This is a genomic window from Pseudomonas sp. MTM4 (assembly GCF_019355055.1).
Taxonomy (GTDB): Bacteria; Pseudomonadota; Gammaproteobacteria; order Pseudomonadales; family Pseudomonadaceae; genus Stutzerimonas.
Window position 1 is genome coordinate 1,089,127 of record NZ_CP048411.1, and the last position, 20,434, is coordinate 1,109,560.

The window sequence follows — 20,434 nt, forward strand, 5'->3', positions numbered from 1 at the left end:
CCAGCTTCATAACCTGCCGAGGGCCAGGCCTGCCCAGGTCGCCAGCAAGCCGCCGAGCACACTCAGGCAGATGTAGCCGAAGGCCGTGGCAAGCTGGCCGCTCTCGAGCAGCCGCAAGCCGTCGAGAGAGAAACTGGAAAAAGTGGTGAACGCCCCCAGAAAACCGAGGATCAAGCCACCGCGCAGTTCCGGCGACACGTCCGGGCGCATGAGAAACAGCGCGTACAGGTAGCCGATCAACAGGCAGCCCAGCAGGTTGACCGCAAGCGTCGCCAGATGGAAATGTCGCGGCCAGTACGTCGATACCCAGGTCGACAGGGCAAAGCGCAGCAGCGTACCGATCACCCCGCCCGCGGCGACGGCCAGCATCAGGCGGATCATGTCTTTCTCCGTTGCCGTGGGCTTTCGCGATCGAGCCGGGCCAGGTGTTCCAGCTTGTCGCGAATCTTGCTCTCCAACCCTCGTGGCACCGGATGGTAGTACTGGCGCGGCTCCATGGCCTCGGGAAAATAATCCTCGCCGGCCGCGTAGGCGTCCGGCTCGTCATGGGCGTAGCGGTATTCGTTGCCGTAGCCCAGCTCCTTCATCAGGCGGGTCGGCGCGTTGCGCAGATGCAGCGGGACTTCCTGCGAGCCGCTTTCGGCGACGTCGCGCTTGGCCGCCTTGAAGGCCACGTAGACCGCATTACTTTTCGGCGCGCAGGCGAGATAGACGATCGCCTGCGCCACCGCCAGCTCGCCCTCGGGGCTGCCCAAGCGCTCCTGGACGTCCCAGGCTGAAAGACACAGGCCGACCGCTCGCGGATCGGCGTTGCCGATTTCCTCGCTGGCCATGCGTACCACGCGCCGCGCGATATAGAGCGGATCGCAACCGCCGTCGAGCATCCGCGCGAACCAGTACAGCGCCGCGTCCGGGTTGGAGCCGCGTACCGACTTGTGCAATGCGGATATCTGGTCGTAAAAAGCTTCGCCGCCCTTGTCGAAACGACGGCGGCTGTCGCCCAGCAGATCTTGCAGCAACTCGACGCTGATCTCGCCGCCCTCTTCGGCCAGGTCCGAGGCGTTCTCCAGCAGGTTCAGCAATCGACGGCCATCGCCATCGGCCGCGGCCACCAGCATCTGGAAACTCTCTTCGGGCAGGCTCAGATGCAGGTCGCCCAGCCCTTTCGGCTCGCTCAGCGCGCGCTCGACCAGCTTGCGCAAGGCGGCTTCGTCGAGGCTTTTCAACACGTAAACCCGCGCGCGGGACAGCAAGGCATTGTTCAGTTCGAAGGACGGGTTCTCGGTGGTCGCACCGATGAAAATCAGCGTGCCGTCCTCTACATAGGGCAGAAAAGCATCCTGCTGGGATTTGTTGAAGCGATGTACTTCATCGACGAAGAGAATCGTGCGTCGACCATACTGGGCCGCCTGCTGTTTGGCGATCTCCACGGCCTGGCGGATCTCCTTCACCCCGGCCAGCACCGCCGAGACGGTTTCGAAATGGGCGTCGGATACCTTGGCCAGCAACTGCGCCAGCGTGGTCTTGCCCACGCCCGGCGGTCCCCAGAAGATCATCGAGTGCAGCGCGCCCTGCTCCAGTGCCTCGCGCAGCGGCTTACCGCGCGCCAGCAGGTGCTCCTGCCCGACGTATTCGTCGAGGCTGGCGGCACGCAAGCGTGCGGCTAACGGTTGGACAACGGGGGCACGGCTGAACAGGTCCATCGAGGCTCTACGACTTACTCGGAAATGACATCGGTTCCTTCGGGAATCTCGAAGGTGAACAGGTCCGCCTTGAGCGGCTCGTTCAGCTTGACGCCATGGAAGAGGATGTTGGTGCGCTGACCGACGCCGTCGACCATCTGCATGTCGTTGATCACGCCATTGCGAAAGGACAGCCGAAGGCTATCGAACAGCGTGTCCTTGGCTTTCGGCTCGAGCGTGAAATCGACGACCTCGCCGGCTTCCTTGTGCGAGACCTGGAAGTTCTCGCTGATGGCCGAAACGTCTCCGGACAGCAGCAGCGCCGGCGTATGGGTCAGGCGCTGATCCAGGGTCTGAATGGTGACCTGCTCCAGATCCGGGTCGTACAGCCAGACCTTCTTGCCATTTGAAACCAGCAGCTGCGCCATCGGCTCGTCGGTTTTCCAGCGGAACTGGCCCGGCCGTTTCAGCGCCATTTCGCCGGATGTTTCCTGCAGTTGGGCGCCGGTGCCATCGAGGGACAACTGCGAAAAGCGACCCGTCAGGGTCTCGGCCTTCTGCAGCAGGCCGGTGAGCCGCTGAACGGAGGCAGCCTGATCGGCCTGGGCTGGAACCAGAGCGAACAGCAGAGCGGAGGCGAACAGCAAACGAATCAATTGCATAATTCCTCGGTGCGACTCAGTCGCGCATAGGCGGCGGCGCGAGCACTTCGCGCGAGCCGTTGGTGTTCATGGAGGTCACGACGCCGGCCATCTCCATAGCTTCGATCATCCGGGCGGCGCGGTTGTAGCCGATTTTCAGCTTGCGCTGCACGGCGGAAATCGACGCGCGGCGGCTTTCGGTAACGAAGCGCACGGCCTCGTCGTACAGCGGATCTTCCTCGCTGCCTTCGCCACTGCCGCTCTCGCCACCGCCGTCGAAACCGCTACCGGACTCTTCGGCACCGACCAGAATCTCCTCGATGTAATCAGGCGCGCCACGCGCCTTCCAGGCTTCGACCACGCGATGCACTTCATCGTCGGACACGAAGGCACCATGTACGCGAATCGGCAGACCAGTGCCAGGCGGCAGATAGAGCATGTCACCATGGCCCAGCAGTTGCTCGGCGCCGCCCTGGTCTAGAATGGTCCGCGAGTCGATCTTGCTGGAGACCTGGAATGCCATACGGGTCGGGATGTTGGCCTTGATCAGACCGGTGATCACGTCCACTGACGGCCGCTGGGTCGCGAGGATCAGGTGAATGCCTGCTGCCCGAGCCTTCTGCGCGATACGCGCGATCAGCTCTTCGACCTTCTTGCCAACGATCATCATCATGTCGGCGAATTCGTCGACAATCACCACGATGGTCGGCAATTTTTGCAGCAGTGGCGCTTCGTCTTCCATGCTCTCGCGGCGGTACAGCGGGTCGGTAAGCGGCGTGCCGGCCTCCTCCGCCTCCTTCACCTTGCGGTTGAAGCCCGCCAGGTTGCGCACGCCCATGGCCGCCATCAATTTATAGCGGCGCTCCATCTCGGCAACGCTCCAGCGCAGCGCGTTGGCCGCTTCCTTCATGTCCGTCACCACCGGACACAGCAGGTGCGGAATACCTTCGTAGATGGACAATTCCAGCATCTTGGGATCGATCATGATCAGCCGCGCATCTTCCGGCCCGGACTTGAACAGGATCGACAGGATCATGGCGTTGACACCCACCGATTTACCCGAACCGGTAGTGCCCGCAACCAGCAGGTGCGGCATCTTGGCCAGATCAGCGATCACCGGTTTGCCGCCGATGTCGTGGCCCAGCGCGATGGTCACTGGCGACTTGGCGTCGTCATAGGGTGCAGACGACAGCACTTCGGAGAAGCGCACGATTTGCCGGTCCTCGTTGGGAATCTCGATGCCAACGGTGGTCTTGCCCGGAATCACCTCGACCACGCGGACACTGATCACCGCCAGCGAGCGCGCCAGATCCTTGGCCAGATTGGAAATGCGGCTGACCTTGACCCCGGCGGCCGGCTGGATCTCGAAGCGGGTAATCACCGGGCCCGGATGCACGGACTCGACGATCACCTCGACGCCGAACTCCTTCAGTTTGATCTCCAGCAGCCGGGACATGGCTTCCAGAGATTCGGGGGAATACTGCTTCTGCTGCTTCTCGGCGGCATCGAGCAGGGAAATCGGCGGCAGACTGCCTTCGATCAAGGGGTCGACGAACAGATTGGCCTGTTTTTCCTTCAGCACACGCTTGCTTTGCTCCACCGGCTTCGGCGGAACGGCCGGCGGAATCACCGGAGCCGGACGCTTGTCCCGCTCGCTCATGTGCTTGCTCAGCGACTCTTCACGCTCGAGCAAACGCTCCTTCACCTTTGCGCGCTCACGATGGTCGGGTAGCGAACCAGCCACGTCGTTTACCAGCTCATCGGCTTCACGCAGCTGCGCAACGATGTGCTTGCGCTCATTGCGCGCAGACCACCAACGGCTGAAAAGGCTCTGAATCAGCTCGACCAGATCGAGCGTGATCTTGCCGGTCAGGTCCATCACCTTGAACCAGGATAGATCGGTGAACACCGTGAGACCGAACAGGAAGAAAGCCAGTAGCAACAACGTACTGCCCTGAACGTTAAGCGCGGCCTCGGCTAGCTGACCGAGGCTCTCGCCTAATGCACCACCTGCCGAAGCAGGAAGACTGTTGGCGAACTGGAAATGGATGTAAGCCAGCGCAGAGCCAGACAAAATCAGAAAGACGAGTCCGATCAACCGCCACGAAAACAGCCAGCCGTTCCACGTCCAAGGCTGATGACGCGCACGAAATACCTGCCAGGTCTTGACGCCCAGCAACAAGGGAAACAGGAACGCGAAATAGCCAAGCGCCATGAACAGTACGTCGGCGAACCAGGCCCCAGCACGGCCGGCTGCGTTCTGAACTTGTTCGACATTGCTGGTGTGCGTCCAGCCGGGATCGGACGGATCGTAGGTCAGCAGAGCCATCCACAAATAGGCACACAAAGCGCCGAGCGCGATCAACGCGCCCTCTTTGAGACGGTAATGCAATTGCTGTCGCCAGACGGAAGCCGGCGCGGTAGAGGAGGTATTCTTCAAAACGCTTTATTTCCTGCGCCTGCGGCGCGCTCTATGAACCGTGGTCAGCCTGAACCCCGACATTGTACGGCTTTGTCGATTCGATGGCATTCCGGTTCCGTGCCGCTTGGGCTTTTCTCGATGCTTCGGTGTAGCATAAACGCCCAGCTTTTCAGCGCGGCTCGACTGGAGCACGCTTCTCTATTTGCGACAAAGGCTTATGAGGGCTTTTTATGAGTGAAGTCAAGCATTCACGTCTGATCATCCTCGGCTCGGGCCCGGCCGGCTATACCGCCGCGGTATACGCTGCCCGCGCTAACCTGAAGCCCGTGATGATCACCGGCATTCAGCCCGGCGGTCAGCTCACGACCACTACCGAAGTGGACAACTGGCCGGGCGACGTCGAAGGTCTTACCGGTCCCGCGCTGATGGAACGGATGCAGAAACACGCAGAGCGCTTCGATACCGAAGTGGTTTTCGACCACATCCACACGGCTGAGCTACAGCAACGCCCCTTCATCCTCAAAGGCGACAGCGCTACCTACAGCTGTGACGCGTTGATCATTGCCACAGGCGCCTCAGCTCAGTATCTCGGCCTGCCTTCCGAAGAGGCGTTTGCCGGCCGCGGCGTGTCGGCCTGCGCTACTTGTGACGGCTTCTTCTACCGCAATCAGGTAGTGGCTGTGGTCGGTGGCGGCAACACGGCCGTCGAGGAAGCACTTTATCTGTCGAACATCGCTAAGGAAGTGCATCTGATTCATCGTCGCGACAAGCTGCGTTCTGAGAAGATCCTGCAGGACAAGATTATGGACAAAGCGGCCAACGGCAATATCCGGCTGCACTGGAATCACACGTTGGAAGAGGTTCTGGGCGATGCCAGCGGCGTCACGGGCGTGCGGCTGAAGAGCACGGTATCGGGCGAAGAGCAGAAGCTTGAACTGTCGGGCGTATTCATCGCCATTGGCCACAAGCCCAACACCGATCTGTTCCAGGGTCAGCTTGAGATGAAGGACGGTTACCTCAAGATCAAGAGCGGCAGCGAAGGCGACGCCACCTGCACGACTATCCCAGGCGTCTTTGCAGCTGGCGACGTGGCCGACCATGTATACCGTCAGGCCATCACGTCCGCGGGTGCCGGCTGCATGGCCGCGCTCGATGCCGAAAAGTATCTGGATCAGTGACCACAGCCGGGCGGATAGTATGCGTATCCGCCCCTTCGTGACGCACCGATAATGCTGACCTGGCTGCAGCGCGACGACTTGTCGTTCCCCCCGCTAGAAAAGGCCTTGCGCGAACCCAACGGACTGCTCGCCGCTGGAGGCGATCTGTCTCCGGAGCGCTTGCTGGCCGCCTACCGGCATGGTTGCTTTCCCTGGTATCAGGACGGGCAGCCAATGCTCTGGTGGTCACCCGACCCGCGCACGGTTCTTTATCCGGAGGAACTGCATCTCTCGCGTAGCCTGCGCAAGAAATTACGCCAGGGTCCATTCAGTGTCACCTTCGACCGTGCATTTCGAGAAGTAATCGAAGGCTGCGCCGCGCCGCGCAGCTACGCCGACGGCACGTGGATCACGACAACGATGCAGAACGCCTATGTGAGGCTGCATCAACTCGGCATCGCACATTCGGTTGAAGTCTGGCAGGACCAACAATTAGTCGGCGGGCTCTATGGCCTCGCCATGGGTCGACTATTCTTCGGCGAATCGATGTTCAGTCGGGCAACCGATGCGTCCAAAATTGGGTTCGTGACATTAGTGGAACGCCTCCAAGATTGGGGATTCAAAATGATTGACTGCCAGATGCCGACGCAACACCTGGCCAGTTTCGGCGCGCGCTCCATATCCCGCGAGGCCTTCGCCGAGACGCTTACCAAGTACCTGGACGAACCTAGCTCAGCCCGATGGGAGCCCTAGTCGACTAAGCCAAGCTGACCTACACTGAGTTCAAGATTTTCGAGAGCTGACCATGACTTCACTGGCTCGTCTCAAGTTCTACGCAACCCAGCCTCACGCGTGCAGTTACCTGCCCGACGAGCAGGCCACGACGCTCTTCCTCGACCCCAGCCAGCCGATGGACGTACAGGTGTACGCAGAACTGTCCGAAATGGGCTTCCGCCGCAGCGGCGATCATCTCTACCGTCCACACTGCCAACGCTGCACCGCCTGCATCCCCGCACGGATACCTGCCGATGGGCTGCAACTCAATCGTCAGCAGAAAAGAATTCTTAAACGCAACGCTGACTTGTCCGTGACGGATGTTCGCCCCTCGTTCACCGAAGAATATTATTCGCTTTATGCAAGTTATATCGAGCAGCGCCATGCTGACGGCGATATGTACCCGCCAAGCAGGGACCAGTTCCATACCTTCCTGGTCCGCGACCTCCCCTTCTCCCGCTTTTATGAATTCCGCCTGGAAGGCCGCCTGCTGGCGCTGGCAGTGACCGATGTGCTGCCCAATGGCCTCTCTGCGGTTTACACCTTCTACGACCCCAACGAGGAGCGCCGCAGTCTGGGACGCTTCGCTATTCTCTGGCAGGTCCACGAGGCAGCTCGTCTAGGCTTGAAGGCTATTTATTTGGGCTATTGGATCAAGAACTGCCGCAAGATGAATTACAAAACCGAGTACCGTCCAATCGAACTCCTGGTCAATCAGCGCTGGATTACTCTGAGCTGAACCCTTGGCTCTCGGAGCCCTTTCAGGCACAATGCTTGCCGCTTTTACCCGCGCATGCTTGCGCCGGGTCAATCATTGGACACCGAGGGCTTTACTGAATGTCGAAAGAAGACAGCTTCGAAATGGAAGGTACTGTCGTCGACACCCTGCCCAACACCATGTTTCGTGTGGAGTTGGAAAATGGGCACGTCGTTACTGCGCATATTTCTGGAAAGATGCGCAAGAACTACATCCGGATTCTTACCGGTGACAAGGTTCGCGTAGAACTAACACCGTACGATTTGAGCAAAGGTCGCATCACCTACCGCGCCCGTTAACGGTACGCGAGAAAGAATGCCCGGTTATGCCGGGCTTTTTTGTTTGTGCCCGCCACAACCGATCACCAGTCCTCACAGGCCCGCCCGCCTTCTGCATTTCGCCGGATGATCCAAACAGAAACGCCCGGCAATGCCGGGCGTTTCTGTCAGCGCTGCGATACCAGTATGCGTTAAGCCAATTCAGCCGAGGTTTCAAACTCGAAGAATGGCTCGCCATCGCGAATATCGATGTGCACTACACCACCGTGCTCCGCCAACTCACCGAAAAGGATTTCCTCGGCCAACGGCCGCTTGATCTTATCCTGAATTAGACGAGCCATCGGCCGCGCGCCCATTTGGACGTCGTAACCACGCTCGGCCAACCAACCACGCGCTGCGTCGGACACCTCAAGCGTGACGTGCTTGTCCTCGAGCTGCGTCTGCAGTTCGATGAGGAACTTGTCAACGATGCTCTTGATGACTTCGTGACTCAAGCGGCCGAACTGGATAATGGTGTCCAGGCGGTTGCGGAACTCCGGCGTAAAGCTCTTCTTGATCACCTCCATCGCATCGGATGCGTGATCCTGATGAGTGAAACCAATCGAAGCGCGTGCTGCCGTTTCCGCACCAGCATTGGTGGTCATGATCAGAATGACGTTGCGGAAATCGGCTTTGCGGCCGTTGTTATCCGTCAGCGTCCCGTGATCCATCACCTGCAGCAGCAGATTGAATACCTCTGGATGGGCCTTCTCTATCTCATCAAGGAGGAGCACGCAGTGCGGTTGCTTGGTGATAGCCTCGGTCAACAGCCCACCCTGATCGAAACCGACGTAGCCGGGCGGAGCACCGATCAGCCGCGACACGGTATGACGCTCCATGTATTCGGACATGTCGAAGCGCACCAATTCGATACCCAACGCCCGCGCCAGCTGCCGCGCCGCCTCCGTCTTGCCGACGCCGGTAGGGCCAGCGAACAGGAATGAGCCCACAGGCTTGTCAGGCGCTTTCAGCCCGGCACGCGACAGCTTGATGGCCGTGGCGAGCGAATCGATCGCATCGTCCTGACCGAAAACGGTCAGCTTCAGATCACGCTCCAGATTGCGCAATAGCTCTTTGTCAGACGTACTGACATGCTTGGGTGGAATCCGCGCGATCTTGGCAACGATATCTTCAACCTGCTCCACATCGATTCGAGCGACGCGCTTATCTTCCGGCTGTAGGCGCTGGAATGCTCCCGCCTCGTCGATCACATCGATCGCCTTGTCCGGCATATGCCGATCGTTGATATAGCGCGAAGCCAGTTCTGCAGCAGCCCGGAGCGATTCATCGCTGTACTCGATGCTGTGATGCTGCTCGAAACGCCCCTTCAAGCCACGCAGGATGCCGATGGTGTCCTCGACGGACGGCTCAGACACATCGACCTTCTGGAAGCGTCGAGCCAGAGCACGATCCTTTTCGAAGATGCCGCGGAACTCCTGAAACGTGGTCGACCCGATACAGCGAATCTCTCCGGACGAAAGCAGCGGCTTGAGCAAATTGGAGGCATCCATCACACCACCCGAAGCCGCGCCAGCTCCGATGATCGTGTGAATCTCATCAATAAACAGAACGGCTTGGGGACGCTTGCGCAGCTCATTCAGGAGCGCCTTGAAGCGCTTCTCGAAATCGCCCCGGTATTTGGTACCGGCCAGTAAGGCACCGAGATCCAGAGAGTAAACAACGCTGTTGGCAAGCAGCTCCGGCACTTGGTTGTCTACGATGCGTTTTGCCAAGCCCTCGGCAATCGCAGTCTTACCGACGCCAGCCTCGCCAACCAACAAGGGATTGTTCTTGCGACGACGCGCCAGGATCTGCGCGACTCGCTCGACTTCATGCTCTCGGCCAACGAGTGGATCTATACGGCCTTGGCGAGCCAGCTCGTTGAGATTGCTGGCATAGGCATCGAGCGGGTTGCCCGAAGTGGCGGACTCTCCACCCTCCTCATCCTGCATTTCCGAATCGCCGTCAGGATTGCCGTTATCACCCGGCACCTTGGAAATGCCGTGAGCAATGTAATTGACGACGTCGATACGAGCGACGTTCTGCTGTTTTAGCAAGAACACCGCTTGGCTTTCCTGTTCGCTGAAGATCGCAACCAGCACATTCGCACCAGTGACTTCGCGCTTGCCAGAACTCTGTACATGGAAAACCGCCCGCTGAAGCACTCGCTGGAAACCCAAGGTTGGCTGGGTTTCGCGTTCTTCGTCATGCTGGGGAATCAGCGGCGTGGTGGAATCGATGAATTCCTGTAGGTCATGGCGCAATTTATCGAGGCTGGCCCCGCAAGCGCGCAACACCGTTGCGGCCGCTTCGTTATCCAGCAGAGCTAACAGAAGATGCTCGACCGTCATGAACTCATGACGCTTGGTACGAGCCTCCTTGAAAGCCAGATTCAGAGTGACTTCGAGCTCACGGTTCAACATAGCTTTCACCTCTTACCCAGCAGTCGGGTTTAACCGTCCTTCTCGATCTCACAAAGCAACGGGTGCTGGCACTCCCTTGCATATTGATTGACCTGCATCGCTTTGGTTTCTGCGACGTCTCGCGTGTAAACACCACAGACGGCTCGTCCTTCGGTATGAACCGCCAGCATGATTCTGGTGGCGACCTCCCGATTGTGATTGAAAATTCCTTCGAGCACCTCCACGACGAAATCCATCGGCGTGTAGTCGTCATTAAACATGACAACTTTGAACATCGGTGGTGCCTTCAGTTGCGGCTTGGCTTCTTCGACCGCCAAGCCGGAAGAGTCGTCATCCAACGGTTTTGGACGATCCTGATTGAATATTAGTTGAAATGTTGGAGATGCACGCATGCGTATGACAGTTCTAAATCGGGGCGCCGAGGCCGGGTAAGTGGAAAGGCTTCACAGCCACCTGACGAGTCGCCTTGACTATCGGCAAAACGATGATACAAACAGTAATGTGCCACAACGGCAACGGGCTGCGCGTATGGGCCAAGTGCTGCATCAGCGCGGAATGAAATGGATGTTACTCCAGTGATGGACTCCTTTGCAGAGGGATAACAGCATGCTAAGCGGTAAGGTCAAGTGGTTCAACAACGCCAAAGGCTATGGATTCATCGTAGCAGACGGCGGCGATGAGGACCTGTTCGCCCACTACTCGGCCATCCAAATGGAAGGGTACAGAACTCTAAAAGCTGGGCAAGCGGTCATGTTCGATATTCTGCAAGGTCCCAAGGGCCTGCATGCAACCAACATCAGGTCGCTGCAGACCACTGTGGATGTAGCGGCACCTGTTTTACAGAGCGCAACCGTAGACGCCTGATCCCAGGCAACAAAAAGGCCGATCTGTGATCGGCCTTTTTGTGTCGCTTGCGCAGTTACATATGCGAGATCATGGCATCGCCAAATTCCGAGCAGGACATCAGTTTCGCGCCGTCCATCAGACGCTCGAAGTCATAGGTCACCGTCTTCGCAGCGATCGCGCGCTCGGTCGATTTGATGATCAAATCTGCCGCTTCCACCCAACCCATGTGGCGCAGCATCATCTCGGCGGAGAGAATCAGTGAGCCGGGGTTGACCTTATCCTGACCAGCATACTTCGGTGCGGTGCCGTGGGTCGCTTCGAACATGGCGACGGTGTCGGATAGGTTAGCGCCCGGGGCGATACCGATACCGCCTACTTCCGCCGCCAGCGCGTCTGACAGATAGTCGCCATTGAGGTTAAGCGTGGCGATGACATCGTACTCGGCCGGACGCAGCAGAATCTGTTGAAGCATGGCGTCGGCAATGGCGTCCTTGACGACGATGTTCTTGCCAGTGGTCGGGTTCTTGAATTGCATCCAGGGCCCACCATCCAGCAACTCGGCACCGAATTCATCGCGCGCGACTTCGTAGCCCCACTCTTTGAAGGCACCTTCGGTGAACTTCATGATGTTGCCTTTATGCACGAAGGTTACCGAACTGCGATCATTGTCTACCGCGTATTGCAGCGCCTTGCGCACCAGTCGCTTGGTGCCTTCCAGCGAAACCGGTTTGATGCCGATGCCGCAGTTTTCGGTGAAGCGAATCTTCTTGACGCCCATTTCCTCAGTGAGGAACTTGATGACCTTCTCCGCCTCCGCAGAGCCCGCCTTCCACTCGACACCGGCGTAGATGTCCTCGGAGTTCTCGCGAAAGATGACCATGTCGACATCGGCCGGCTTCTTGACCGGGCTCGGTACTCCGGTAAACCAGCGAACCGGACGCTGGCAAACGTACAGATCCAACTCCTGGCGCAGCGCGACGTTGAGAGAACGGATACCACCACCAACCGGCGTGGTCAGCGGTCCCTTGATGGACACCACGTAGTCGCGAACGACCTCTAGCGTCTCCTTCGGCAGCCAGGTGTCCTGGTCGTAGACCTGAGTCGCTTTTTCGCCAGCATAGATTTCCATCCAAGCGATCTTGCGCTTGCCGCCATAGGCTTTCTCTACAGCCGCGTCGACCACCTTGATCATCACCGGACTGATATCAACGCCAATCCCGTCACCCTCGATATAGGGAATGATCGGATTGTCGGGAACGTTCAGGGTGTTATCGGCATTGACGGTGATTTTGTCACCGTTGGCAGGCACCTGGATCTTTTGGTATCCCATGCTGGACTCCGTTTTTGTGGTTAAACATTAAACAGCGGTCATCTCCGAAGAGTAACCCAGTTGAATCAGCCGAAACCATATTGTTCATTGGTCTATGGCCACGGGCATTTTTTGACAACGAGCCGCGGTGATATACTGCTTAGGTGACTAACGAGTCATGAGGAGCCAACGAGACCCTTGGCCCTGTACCGCCAGGCTGCTAACCGCAGCCGGACGGATCGAACACTCAACACTCTAGTGGTGCTGCATCCAACATCATCGCGGCGAATCTCGATGCTGGCTCAATGAACGTAGCCAGGCCGCCTACCTGCGTTTCGAGATTCTGTGCACGCTCAGCAAGAGAGAGTTAACTCTACATGTCCACCCGCTCGAAGATCATTTACACCTTCACCGACGAAGCCCCGGCGCTGGCCACTTACTCGCTTCTGCCTATTGTAGAAGCCTTTGCAGCTTCCGCTGACATCTCCGTCGAAACACGTGACATCTCTCTTGCAGGGCGCATTCTTGCGGCCTTCGCGGATCAACTGGACGCGGATAAGCGGATCGATGACGACCTCGCCAAGTTGGCCGTTCTGGCGACTCAGCCAGAAGCCAACATCATCAAACTGCCGAACATCAGCGCATCGGTGCCGCAACTGCGCAACGCCATCGCCGAGCTCCAGGCTCAGGGCTACAACGTCCCGAACCTCCCGGAAGACCCGCAGACCGACGAAGAGCAAGAGGTACGCGCACGCTACAGCAAAGTGCTTGGCAGTGCGGTGAATCCGGTACTACGCGAAGGCAACTCCGACCGCCGCGCGCCCGCCGCGGTCAAGGCGTTCGCTCGCAAGCACCCGCATTCGATGGGCAAGTGGAGCATGGCGTCGCAATCCCACGCGGACTACATGCGCGGCGGCGACTTTTTCTCCAGCGAGCAATCCGTCACCATGGCTAAGGCCGGTGACGTGCGCATCGAGTTCGTCGGCAAAGACGGTAAGGTTGAGGTCAAGAAGCTGCTCACGCTCGAAGAGGGCGAAGTCCTCGACAGCATGTTCATGAGCTGCAAGAAGCTGCGCGAGTTCTTCGAGAAGACGCTGCAGGATTGCAAAGAAACCGGAGTCATGTGGTCGCTGCACGTGAAGGCAACCATGATGAAGATTTCCCATCCGATCGTTTTCGGTCACGCCGTCAGTGTCTACTACAAGGAAGCGTTCGATAAATACGCTGACCTGTTCAAGGAGCTGGGCGTCAATCCGAACAACGGTTTGAGCAGCGTCCATGACAAGATCAAGAGCCTACCGGTCTCGCAGCAAGAAGAGATCCTGGACGATATCCACGCCTGCTATAGCCGCCGCCCGGAAATGGCGATGGTGGACTCGGTCAAGGGCATCACCAACCTGCACATCCCGAGCGACGTGATCGTCGACGCCTCGATGCCAGCGATGATCCGCAGCTCCGGACAGATGTGGGGCAAGGACGGCACGCTGAAAGACACCAAGGCGGTGATGCCGGAAAGCACTTACGCCCGTATTTATCAGGAAATGATCAACTTCTGTAAAACCAATGGTGCATTCGATCCGACCACCATGGGCACGGTGCCCAACGTCGGCCTGATGGCACAGAAAGCGGAAGAGTACGGCTCGCACGACAAAACCTTCGAAATGATCGCCGACGGCACCATGCGCGTCGTGCTGAACGACGGTACCGTGCTGATGCAGCACGAAGTCGAGGAAGGCGATATCTGGCGTGCCTGTCAGACCAAGGACGCGCCGATCCGCGACTGGGTCAAGCTGGCCGTCACCCGCGCCCGCCTGTCGAATACCCCGGCGATTTTCTGGCTCGACCCGGAGCGCGCCCACGATCGCGAGCTTCAGAAGAAAGTTGAAACCTATCTGCAAGACCATGACCTGACCGGCCTGGATATCCGCATGATGGGTTACAACGAAGCCATCCGCGTCAGCATGGAGCGTCTGGTCCGCGGCCAGGACACTATTTCGGTTACCGGTAACGTACTACGCGACTACCTGACCGATCTGTTCCCGATCATGGAACTCGGCACCTCGGCCAAGATGCTCTCGATCGTCCCGCTGATGGCCGGTGGCGGCATGTACGAGACGGGCGCTGGCGGCTCGGCGCCCAAGCACGTGCAGCAGCTAATTGAAGAAAACCATCTGCGCTGGGATTCGCTCGGTGAATTCCTGGCGCTTGCGGTATCACTGGAAGAAACTGGAATCAAGACAGACAACGCGAAAGCTAAACTGTTGGGCAAAACGCTGGACGCCGCCACCGGCAAGCTGCTCGACAACAACAAGTCGCCATCGCGTCGCACCGGCGAGCTGGATAACCGCGGCAGCCATTTCTACTTGGCGCTGTACTGGGCCCAGGAACTGGCGGCACAAACCGAAGATATGGAGCTGCAGACTCACTTCGCACCGCTGGCCAAGCAGCTGAACGAAAACGAAGCAGCTATCGTTGCTGAACTTGCAGAAGTCCAGGGCAAGCCAGTAAACATTGGTGGCTACTACCGCTCCAACCCGGAGCTTACCAGCCAGGTAATGCGTCCAAGCGCGACCTTCAACGCGGCACTCGCCGCAATGGTCTGAGACGGCTGGCGCTAACCAGCTCCGTTGCGTTACATGGAAACCCCGGCCTCGTGCCGGGGTTTTCCGTTTTTCCAACACACCCTGACGCTTCTATTCAGCCAGAGGACAAGCCCGAACATGACCTGGAACCCCCACATCACAGTCGCGACCATCGTCGAAGCAGATGGCCGCTTTCTCATGGTCGAGGAATCGAAAGGTGGTCGACTGGTGCTGAATCAGCCGGCAGGCCATCTCGAACCCAACGAAACGCTGCGGCAAGCAGCGGTGCGCGAGACACTCGAGGAAACAGGATGGGAGGTCGAGCTGAACGGCGTGGTTGGCATCTACCTCTACACTGCGCCGAGCAATGGCGTGACCTATCAGCGTGTCTGCTTTGCGGCCAATCCGGTTCATCATCACCCGCAGCGTGAACTCGACACCGGTATTGTCGGCGCTCACTGGATGTCTCGTGATGAATTGTCAGCGCAGCCGGAACGCTGGCGCAGCGAACTCATCCTCCGCTGCATCGACGACTATCTGGCGGGGCCGACATACGACCTGACCGTGGTACGCGACTGACCCGCCTTAACCGCAGGCTTGGCCAGCCTGTTAGAATTCGATTCTTTGCCGTCAGCCCTGAGTTTTTATGTCTGATTCAATGTCCGTTGCTCCTGAAAACCCTCGCGTCATAGTCGGTATGTCCGGTGGCGTCGATTCTTCGGTTTCCGCTCTGCTTCTGCTCGAACAGGGGTATCAGGTTGAAGGCCTGTTCATGAAGAACTGGGAGGAAGATGACGGCACCGAGTACTGCACCGCACGCGAGGATCTGGCCGATGCTCAGGCCGTCTGCGATCGGCTCGGCATCAGGCTGCATACCGCTAACTTCGCGGCTGAATACTGGGACAACGTATTCGAGCATTTCTTGGCCGAATACAAGGCTGGGCGAACGCCCAACCCGGACATCCTGTGCAACCGCGAGATCAAGTTCAAAGCCTTTCTGGACTATGCTCTGGCGCTGGGTGCGGACCTGATCGCCACTGGCCATTACGTACGCCGCCGCGACACCGACGGACGCAGCGAGCTCCTCAAGGGCCTCGACCCGAACAAAGACCAAAGCTACTTTCTTCATGCCGTGGGCGGCGAGCAGCTGAGCAAGACATTGTTTCCCGTCGGCGAACTGGAAAAACCAGCCGTCCGCGCCCTGGCCGAAAAACATGGCCTCGCGACGGCGAAAAAGAAGGACTCGACGGGTATCTGCTTTATTGGTGAACGCCGGTTCAGCGATTTCCTCAAGCAATACTTGCCAGCCCAGCCCGGCGATATCGAGACCATCGACGGCGAAACCATCGGTCGCCACCACGGCCTCATGTATCACACCATCGGTCAGCGGCAGGGGCTGGGCATTGGCGGCCTCAAGGATGCCGGCGATGAACCCTGGTACGTATTGAGCAAGGATCTCGAACGCAACGTACTCGTGGTGGGACAGGGCAACGATCACCCTTGGCTGTTCTCCCGCGCCCTGCTCGTCTCCGAGATGTATTGGGTCAATCCGTTGGAGCTGTCCGCACCTCTACGCCTCACCGCTAAGGTTCGATATCGCCAGAGCGATCAGCTCTGCACCTTGGAGCAGACAGCCAATGGCTACCGAGCCATATTCGATGACCCTCAACGCGCCGTCACGCCTGGGCAGTCCGTGGTGTTTTACGACGGCGAGGTCTGCCTCGGTGGTGGCGTCATCGAAACTGCCGAACCCTGGTTTGCCGGAGTTCGCCCATGACGCCCCTGCAGGAACAGCTGGTCGCGCTCGGTGCGGTATTCGAAGCTGCTGCACTGGTCGATCGGATCGCCCGCACCGGTCAGGTCCCGAACGCCGCGCTTGGCAGCATGCTAGGCAGCCTGCTCGTTCGGGAGGACAAGCCGGCACGGGAAATCTATGGCGGCGACGACCTCAATCTACGCGATGGTTATCGAGCACTCGTCGGTGCGCTGGAGCGCGACACCAGCAGCCTGCAGCGCGAGCCATTGCGCTATGCCTTGGCCATGATTGGCCTTGAGCGTCAGCTGGATAAACGCAGCGACTTGCTACAGGTCATAGGAAGTCGCCTCGATCAGATACAACAGCAGGCCGACCATTTCGGGCTGACTCACGAAAATGTGATCGCCTCCTTCGGCGGTCTTTATCAGGACACGCTCAGCACATTCCGGCAGCGCATCCAGGTGCAAGGCGACATGCGTCACCTTCAGCAAACCGACAATGCCGCCAAGATCCGCGCGCTTCTTCTGGCCGGAATTCGTTCCGCGCGGCTGTGGCGCCAGCTCGGTGGACATCGTTGGCAAATGGTGTTCAGCCGCCGCAAACTCCTTGATGCACTGTACCCCATGCTCCGGTCGGAATAAGCGCCATCGGTGCGGCACGGCGACGGTCACCCCGCCGCTTTCGTGTATAATCTGCGCCCTCTTTTCGTTGCTCGACTGCCGAGATGCCTCTTATGCAGCTTTCCACGCTCACCGCGGTTTCCCCCGTCGATGGCCGCTACGCCGGCAAAACCAGCGCCCTGCGCCCTATTTTCAGCGAGTTTGGTCTGATTCGCTGCCGCGTTCAGGTCGAGGTGCGTTGGTTGCAGCGTCTGGCCGCGCACAGCGGTATCCCAGAAGTCGCGCCCTTCTCCTCGGAAGCCAATGCGCTGCTCAATCAATTGGCTGAAAACTTCGAGTTGGCGCATGCCGAGCGGGTCAAAGAGTTCGAGCGCACCACCAACCATGATGTGAAGGCGGTGGAGTACCTGCTGAAAGAGCAGGCCAAGCAACTGCCAGAACTGGCTAAAGTAAACGAATTCATCCACTTCGCCTGCACGAGCGAGGACATCAACAATCTGTCCCATGCATTGATGCTGCGTGAAGGCCGCGACAACGTACTGCTGCCAGTGATGCGCCAGCTGGCCGATGCCATTCGCGCGCTGGCGGTCGAGCACGCCGATGTTCCCATGTTGTCCCGCACCCATGGCCAGCCCGCTTCGCCAACCACCCTGGGCAAGGAGTTGGCCAATGTGGTCTATCGCCTCGAGCGACAGATCGCACAGGTCGAAGCCGTTCCGCTGCTGGGTAAAATCAACGGTGCTGTCGGCAACTACAACGCGCACCTGTCTGCCTATCCCGAGGTCGACTGGGAAGCCAACGCGCGCGCGTTTATCGAAGATGACCTGGGCCTGACCTGGAACCCCTACACCACTCAGATCGAACCTCACGATTACATCGCGGAGTTATTCGATGCTGTGGCGCGCTTCAATACCATCCTCATCGACTTCGACCGCGACATCTGGGGCTACATCTCGCTGGGCTATTTCAAGCAACGCACCGTTGCCGGTGAAATCGGCTCCTCGACAATGCCGCACAAGGTTAACCCGATCGATTTCGAGAACTCCGAAGGTAATCTGGGAATCGCCAACGCCCTGCTACAGCACTTGGCGAGCAAACTACCGATTTCCCGTTGGCAGCGAGACCTGACCGACTCCACAGTCCTGCGTAACCTTGGCGTCGGCTTTGCCCACAGTCTCATCGCTTACGAGGCGAGCCTCAAAGGTATTGGCAAGCTGGAACTCAACCAGGCGCGTATCGCCGAAGACCTCGACAATTGCTGGGAAGTGCTGGCTGAGCCGATCCAGACGGTGATGCGCCGCTACGCCATCGAAAATCCCTACGAGAAGCTCAAAGAGCTGACCCGAGGCAAAGGCATCAGCCCCGAGGCCCTGCAGACTTTCATCGAGAGCCTGGATATACCGGCCGAAGCCAAAGCCGAGCTGCGCAAGCTCACCCCGGCTGGCTACATCGGCAACGCGGCCGCCCAGGCCAAGCGGATCTGAACGACGCCTTCTTTTTGCACGCCCGGCTGTGCCGGGCGTTTTTATTTGCAGCTCTGTAGCAGAGCAAGGTACCTGTATGACTTCCGATACTCCTTTGCAAATTCTCGGCGGCATAAGCGCGCGCGAGTTCCTGCGCGATTACTGGCAAAAAAAACCACTGCTCATCCGTCAGGCGATTCCCTCGTTCGAAAGTCCGGTTTCGCCCGACGAACTAGCCGGGCTGTCGCTGGAAGAGGAAGTCGAGTCGCGCCTGGTCATCGAACATGGCGACAGCCCTTGGGAACTGCGCCGCGGGCCGTTTAGCGAAGATACTTACCAGCATCTTCCGGAGCGCGACTGGACGCTACTGGTCCAGGCGGTCGATCAACTGGTTCCAGAAGTCGCCGAGCTCATCGAACATTTCCGTTTCCTGCCCAACTGGCGGATCGACGACGTGATGGTCAGCTTCGCGGCCCCGGGAGGCGGCGTCGGCCCGCATTTCGACAACTATGACGTCTTCCTCCTGCAGGCTCAGGGTCAACGCCGTTGGCGCGTAGGACAGATGTGTGACGGCGACAGTCTCATGCAGCAACACGCCGACTTGCGCATCCTTGCGGATTTCCAAGGCACCGATGAATGGGTTCTGGAACCCGGCGACATGCTTTATCTGCCACCTCGGCTGGCGCATTTCGGCACCGCCGAAGATGCCTGCATGACCTATTCGCTCGGCTTCAGAGCGCCTAGCGCCGCTGAAGTCCTGACACACTTCACCGACTTTCTCGCTCAATTCCTACCCGACGAAGAACGCTATAGCGACGCTGACCTCACTCCCACCGATGATCCCTACCAGATCCAGGGCGACGCGCTCGATCGGCTGCGGGCGATGCTCACCGAACACATGGGCGATGAGCGCCTGCTGCTCACTTGGTTCGGCCAGTTCATGACCGAACCTCGCTATCCGGAACGCGTGCAGGGCCCGGACATAGAGGAGCATGCGCTACTCGTTGCGCTGAAAGATGGCGCGGTCCTGATCCGTAATCTCAGCGCGCGCCTGGCCTGGAGCGAGGTCGACATTGGTCTTCTGCTGTTCGCCAGCGGCCAGAGCCGCTTGCTGCCTTCGCATTTGAAAGATCTTTTGAAACTGATCTGCTCGGCTGATGCGATACATGCGGAAAACCTCGCACCGTGGCTGAACGACGAAGATGGGCGTAATCTGGTGTGGCAGTTGGTCAAGCAGGGAAGTCTGGAGTTTGCTGATGAGTGATATAGAAGTTCGCATCGCCGACTGGCAGCAGGACAACGCCGATTTGCGTCGAATTCGCGAGACCGTTTTCATCGCCGAGCAGTCGGTGCCGCCTGAGCTCGAATGGGATGCGGACGATGCCGAGGCCGTGCATTTCCTCGCCCTTGAAAGTGGCTATCCCATAGGCACGGCGCGCTTGCTGAATGATGGACATATCGGTCGCGTCTCCGTGCTACGCGACTGGCGCGGGATGCATGTTGGAGGCACGCTGATGAAGGCCGCGATCGAAGAAGCAGAACGTCGTGGTCTCCGCGAACAACGACTGACCGCCCAGGTCCATGCCACCTCGTTCTATGAACGCCTCGGTTTTGAAGTGATCAGCGAGGAGTTCCTGGAAGCGGGCCTACCCCACGTCGATATGCTTCGAAAGAGCAACTGATCC

The 20,434-nt window shown here is 58.8% G+C and carries 19 protein-coding genes; 12 read left to right on the forward strand and 7 right to left on the reverse strand.

The genetic code is table 11. The features are described from left to right. Window positions 1-6: 6 nt before the first annotated feature. The 4 genes from crcB to ftsK are packed head-to-tail and all read right to left on the reverse strand — an operon-like array spanning window position 7 to window position 4,763. Complete coding sequence (gene crcB / locus GYM54_RS04865; protein ID WP_181104382.1) at window positions 7-381, reverse strand: fluoride efflux transporter CrcB; 375 nt, start codon at window positions 379-381, stop codon at window positions 7-9. Next, window positions 378-1,703, reverse strand: coding sequence for a replication-associated recombination protein A (locus GYM54_RS04870; RefSeq protein WP_181104384.1), 1,326 nt, complete (start codon window positions 1,701-1,703; stop codon window positions 378-380). Before GYM54_RS04870 ends, crcB begins: the two co-directional genes overlap by 4 nt. 14 nt (window positions 1,704-1,717) lie before the next feature. Next, window positions 1,718-2,344 carry an outer membrane lipoprotein chaperone LolA gene (gene lolA, locus GYM54_RS04875; RefSeq protein WP_181104386.1) on the reverse strand — a complete coding sequence of 209 codons (627 nt, stop codon included), beginning with the start codon at window positions 2,342-2,344 and terminating at the stop codon, window positions 1,718-1,720. Window positions 2,345-2,360: 16 nt separating this feature from the next. After that, window positions 2,361-4,763, reverse strand: coding sequence for a DNA translocase FtsK (gene ftsK / locus GYM54_RS04880; protein ID WP_181104394.1), 2,403 nt, complete (start codon window positions 4,761-4,763; stop codon window positions 2,361-2,363). A 212-nt stretch (window positions 4,764-4,975) separates the two neighbouring features. On the opposite strand from ftsK, the gene trxB reads away from it, so the two are divergent. The 4 genes from trxB to infA all read left to right on the forward strand — a co-directional run bounded on the left by trxB (window position 4,976) and on the right by infA (window position 7,732). Next, window positions 4,976-5,923 (forward strand): thioredoxin-disulfide reductase, encoded by a 948-nt coding sequence (trxB, locus tag GYM54_RS04885; protein ID WP_181104396.1) that lies wholly within the window; start codon window positions 4,976-4,978, stop codon window positions 5,921-5,923. Window positions 5,924-5,974: 51 nt separating this feature from the next. Beyond that, entirely contained in the window at window positions 5,975-6,655 is a 681-nt protein-coding gene (gene aat, locus GYM54_RS04890; RefSeq protein ID WP_181104398.1) for a leucyl/phenylalanyl-tRNA--protein transferase, read from the forward strand. Window positions 6,656-6,707: 52 nt separating this feature from the next. Next, window positions 6,708-7,415 (forward strand): arginyltransferase, encoded by a 708-nt coding sequence (locus GYM54_RS04895; protein ID WP_181104400.1) that lies wholly within the window; start codon window positions 6,708-6,710, stop codon window positions 7,413-7,415. Between the two features lie 98 nt (window positions 7,416-7,513). Beyond that, window positions 7,514-7,732 (forward strand): translation initiation factor IF-1, encoded by a 219-nt coding sequence (gene infA, locus GYM54_RS04900; RefSeq protein ID WP_002553999.1) that lies wholly within the window; start codon window positions 7,514-7,516, stop codon window positions 7,730-7,732. 170 nt (window positions 7,733-7,902) lie between these two features. Here the strand turns inward: infA and clpA are convergent, their stop codons facing one another. Both clpA and clpS read right to left on the reverse strand, forming a co-directional pair. Continuing rightward, window positions 7,903-10,173 carry an ATP-dependent Clp protease ATP-binding subunit ClpA gene (clpA, locus tag GYM54_RS04905; RefSeq protein ID WP_131651970.1) on the reverse strand — a complete coding sequence of 757 codons (2,271 nt, stop codon included), beginning with the start codon at window positions 10,171-10,173 and terminating at the stop codon, window positions 7,903-7,905. Window positions 10,174-10,202: 29 nt separating this feature from the next. Beyond that, complete coding sequence (gene clpS, locus GYM54_RS04910) at window positions 10,203-10,565, reverse strand: ATP-dependent Clp protease adapter ClpS (protein WP_131651969.1); 363 nt, start codon at window positions 10,563-10,565, stop codon at window positions 10,203-10,205. A gap of 214 nt (window positions 10,566-10,779) precedes the next feature. On the opposite strand from clpS, the gene cspD reads away from it, so the two are divergent. After that, window positions 10,780-11,037 (forward strand): cold shock domain-containing protein CspD, encoded by a 258-nt coding sequence (gene cspD / locus GYM54_RS04915; protein ID WP_131651968.1) that lies wholly within the window; start codon window positions 10,780-10,782, stop codon window positions 11,035-11,037. A 55-nt stretch (window positions 11,038-11,092) separates the two neighbouring features. Here cspD and icd read toward each other — a convergent pair whose 3' ends face one another. Continuing rightward, window positions 11,093-12,349 (reverse strand): NADP-dependent isocitrate dehydrogenase, encoded by a 1,257-nt coding sequence (gene icd / locus GYM54_RS04920; protein ID WP_181104402.1) that lies wholly within the window; start codon window positions 12,347-12,349, stop codon window positions 11,093-11,095. Window positions 12,350-12,705: 356 nt separating this feature from the next. Between icd and GYM54_RS04925 the strand changes: the two genes are divergently transcribed. The 7 genes from GYM54_RS04925 to GYM54_RS04955 all read left to right on the forward strand — a co-directional run bounded on the left by GYM54_RS04925 (window position 12,706) and on the right by GYM54_RS04955 (window position 20,431). Next, entirely contained in the window at window positions 12,706-14,931 is a 2,226-nt protein-coding gene (locus tag GYM54_RS04925; RefSeq protein ID WP_181104404.1) for an NADP-dependent isocitrate dehydrogenase, read from the forward strand. A gap of 117 nt (window positions 14,932-15,048) precedes the next feature. Further along, window positions 15,049-15,489, forward strand: coding sequence for an NUDIX hydrolase (locus tag GYM54_RS04930; protein ID WP_181104406.1), 441 nt, complete (start codon window positions 15,049-15,051; stop codon window positions 15,487-15,489). Between the two features lie 79 nt (window positions 15,490-15,568). Further along, window positions 15,569-16,687 carry a tRNA 2-thiouridine(34) synthase MnmA gene (gene mnmA, locus GYM54_RS04935; protein ID WP_374105188.1) on the forward strand — a complete coding sequence of 373 codons (1,119 nt, stop codon included), beginning with the start codon at window positions 15,569-15,571 and terminating at the stop codon, window positions 16,685-16,687. Beyond that, on the forward strand, window positions 16,684-17,307 hold the full coding sequence (hflD, locus tag GYM54_RS04940) for a high frequency lysogenization protein HflD (RefSeq protein WP_181104410.1): 624 nt from the start codon (window positions 16,684-16,686) through the stop codon (window positions 17,305-17,307). The genes mnmA and hflD overlap by 4 nt, the downstream gene beginning before the upstream one ends. A gap of 92 nt (window positions 17,308-17,399) precedes the next feature. Then, a complete protein-coding gene (gene purB / locus GYM54_RS04945) occupies window positions 17,400-18,770 on the forward strand; it encodes an adenylosuccinate lyase (protein WP_181104412.1) in 1,371 nt (456 codons plus the stop codon). A 76-nt stretch (window positions 18,771-18,846) separates the two neighbouring features. Beyond that, window positions 18,847-20,013, forward strand: coding sequence for a cupin domain-containing protein (locus GYM54_RS04950; RefSeq protein WP_181104415.1), 1,167 nt, complete (start codon window positions 18,847-18,849; stop codon window positions 20,011-20,013). Next, window positions 20,006-20,431 carry a GNAT family N-acetyltransferase gene (locus GYM54_RS04955; protein ID WP_181104417.1) on the forward strand — a complete coding sequence of 142 codons (426 nt, stop codon included), beginning with the start codon at window positions 20,006-20,008 and terminating at the stop codon, window positions 20,429-20,431. Before GYM54_RS04950 ends, GYM54_RS04955 begins: the two co-directional genes overlap by 8 nt. The last annotated feature ends 3 nt before the right edge of the window (window positions 20,432-20,434 follow it).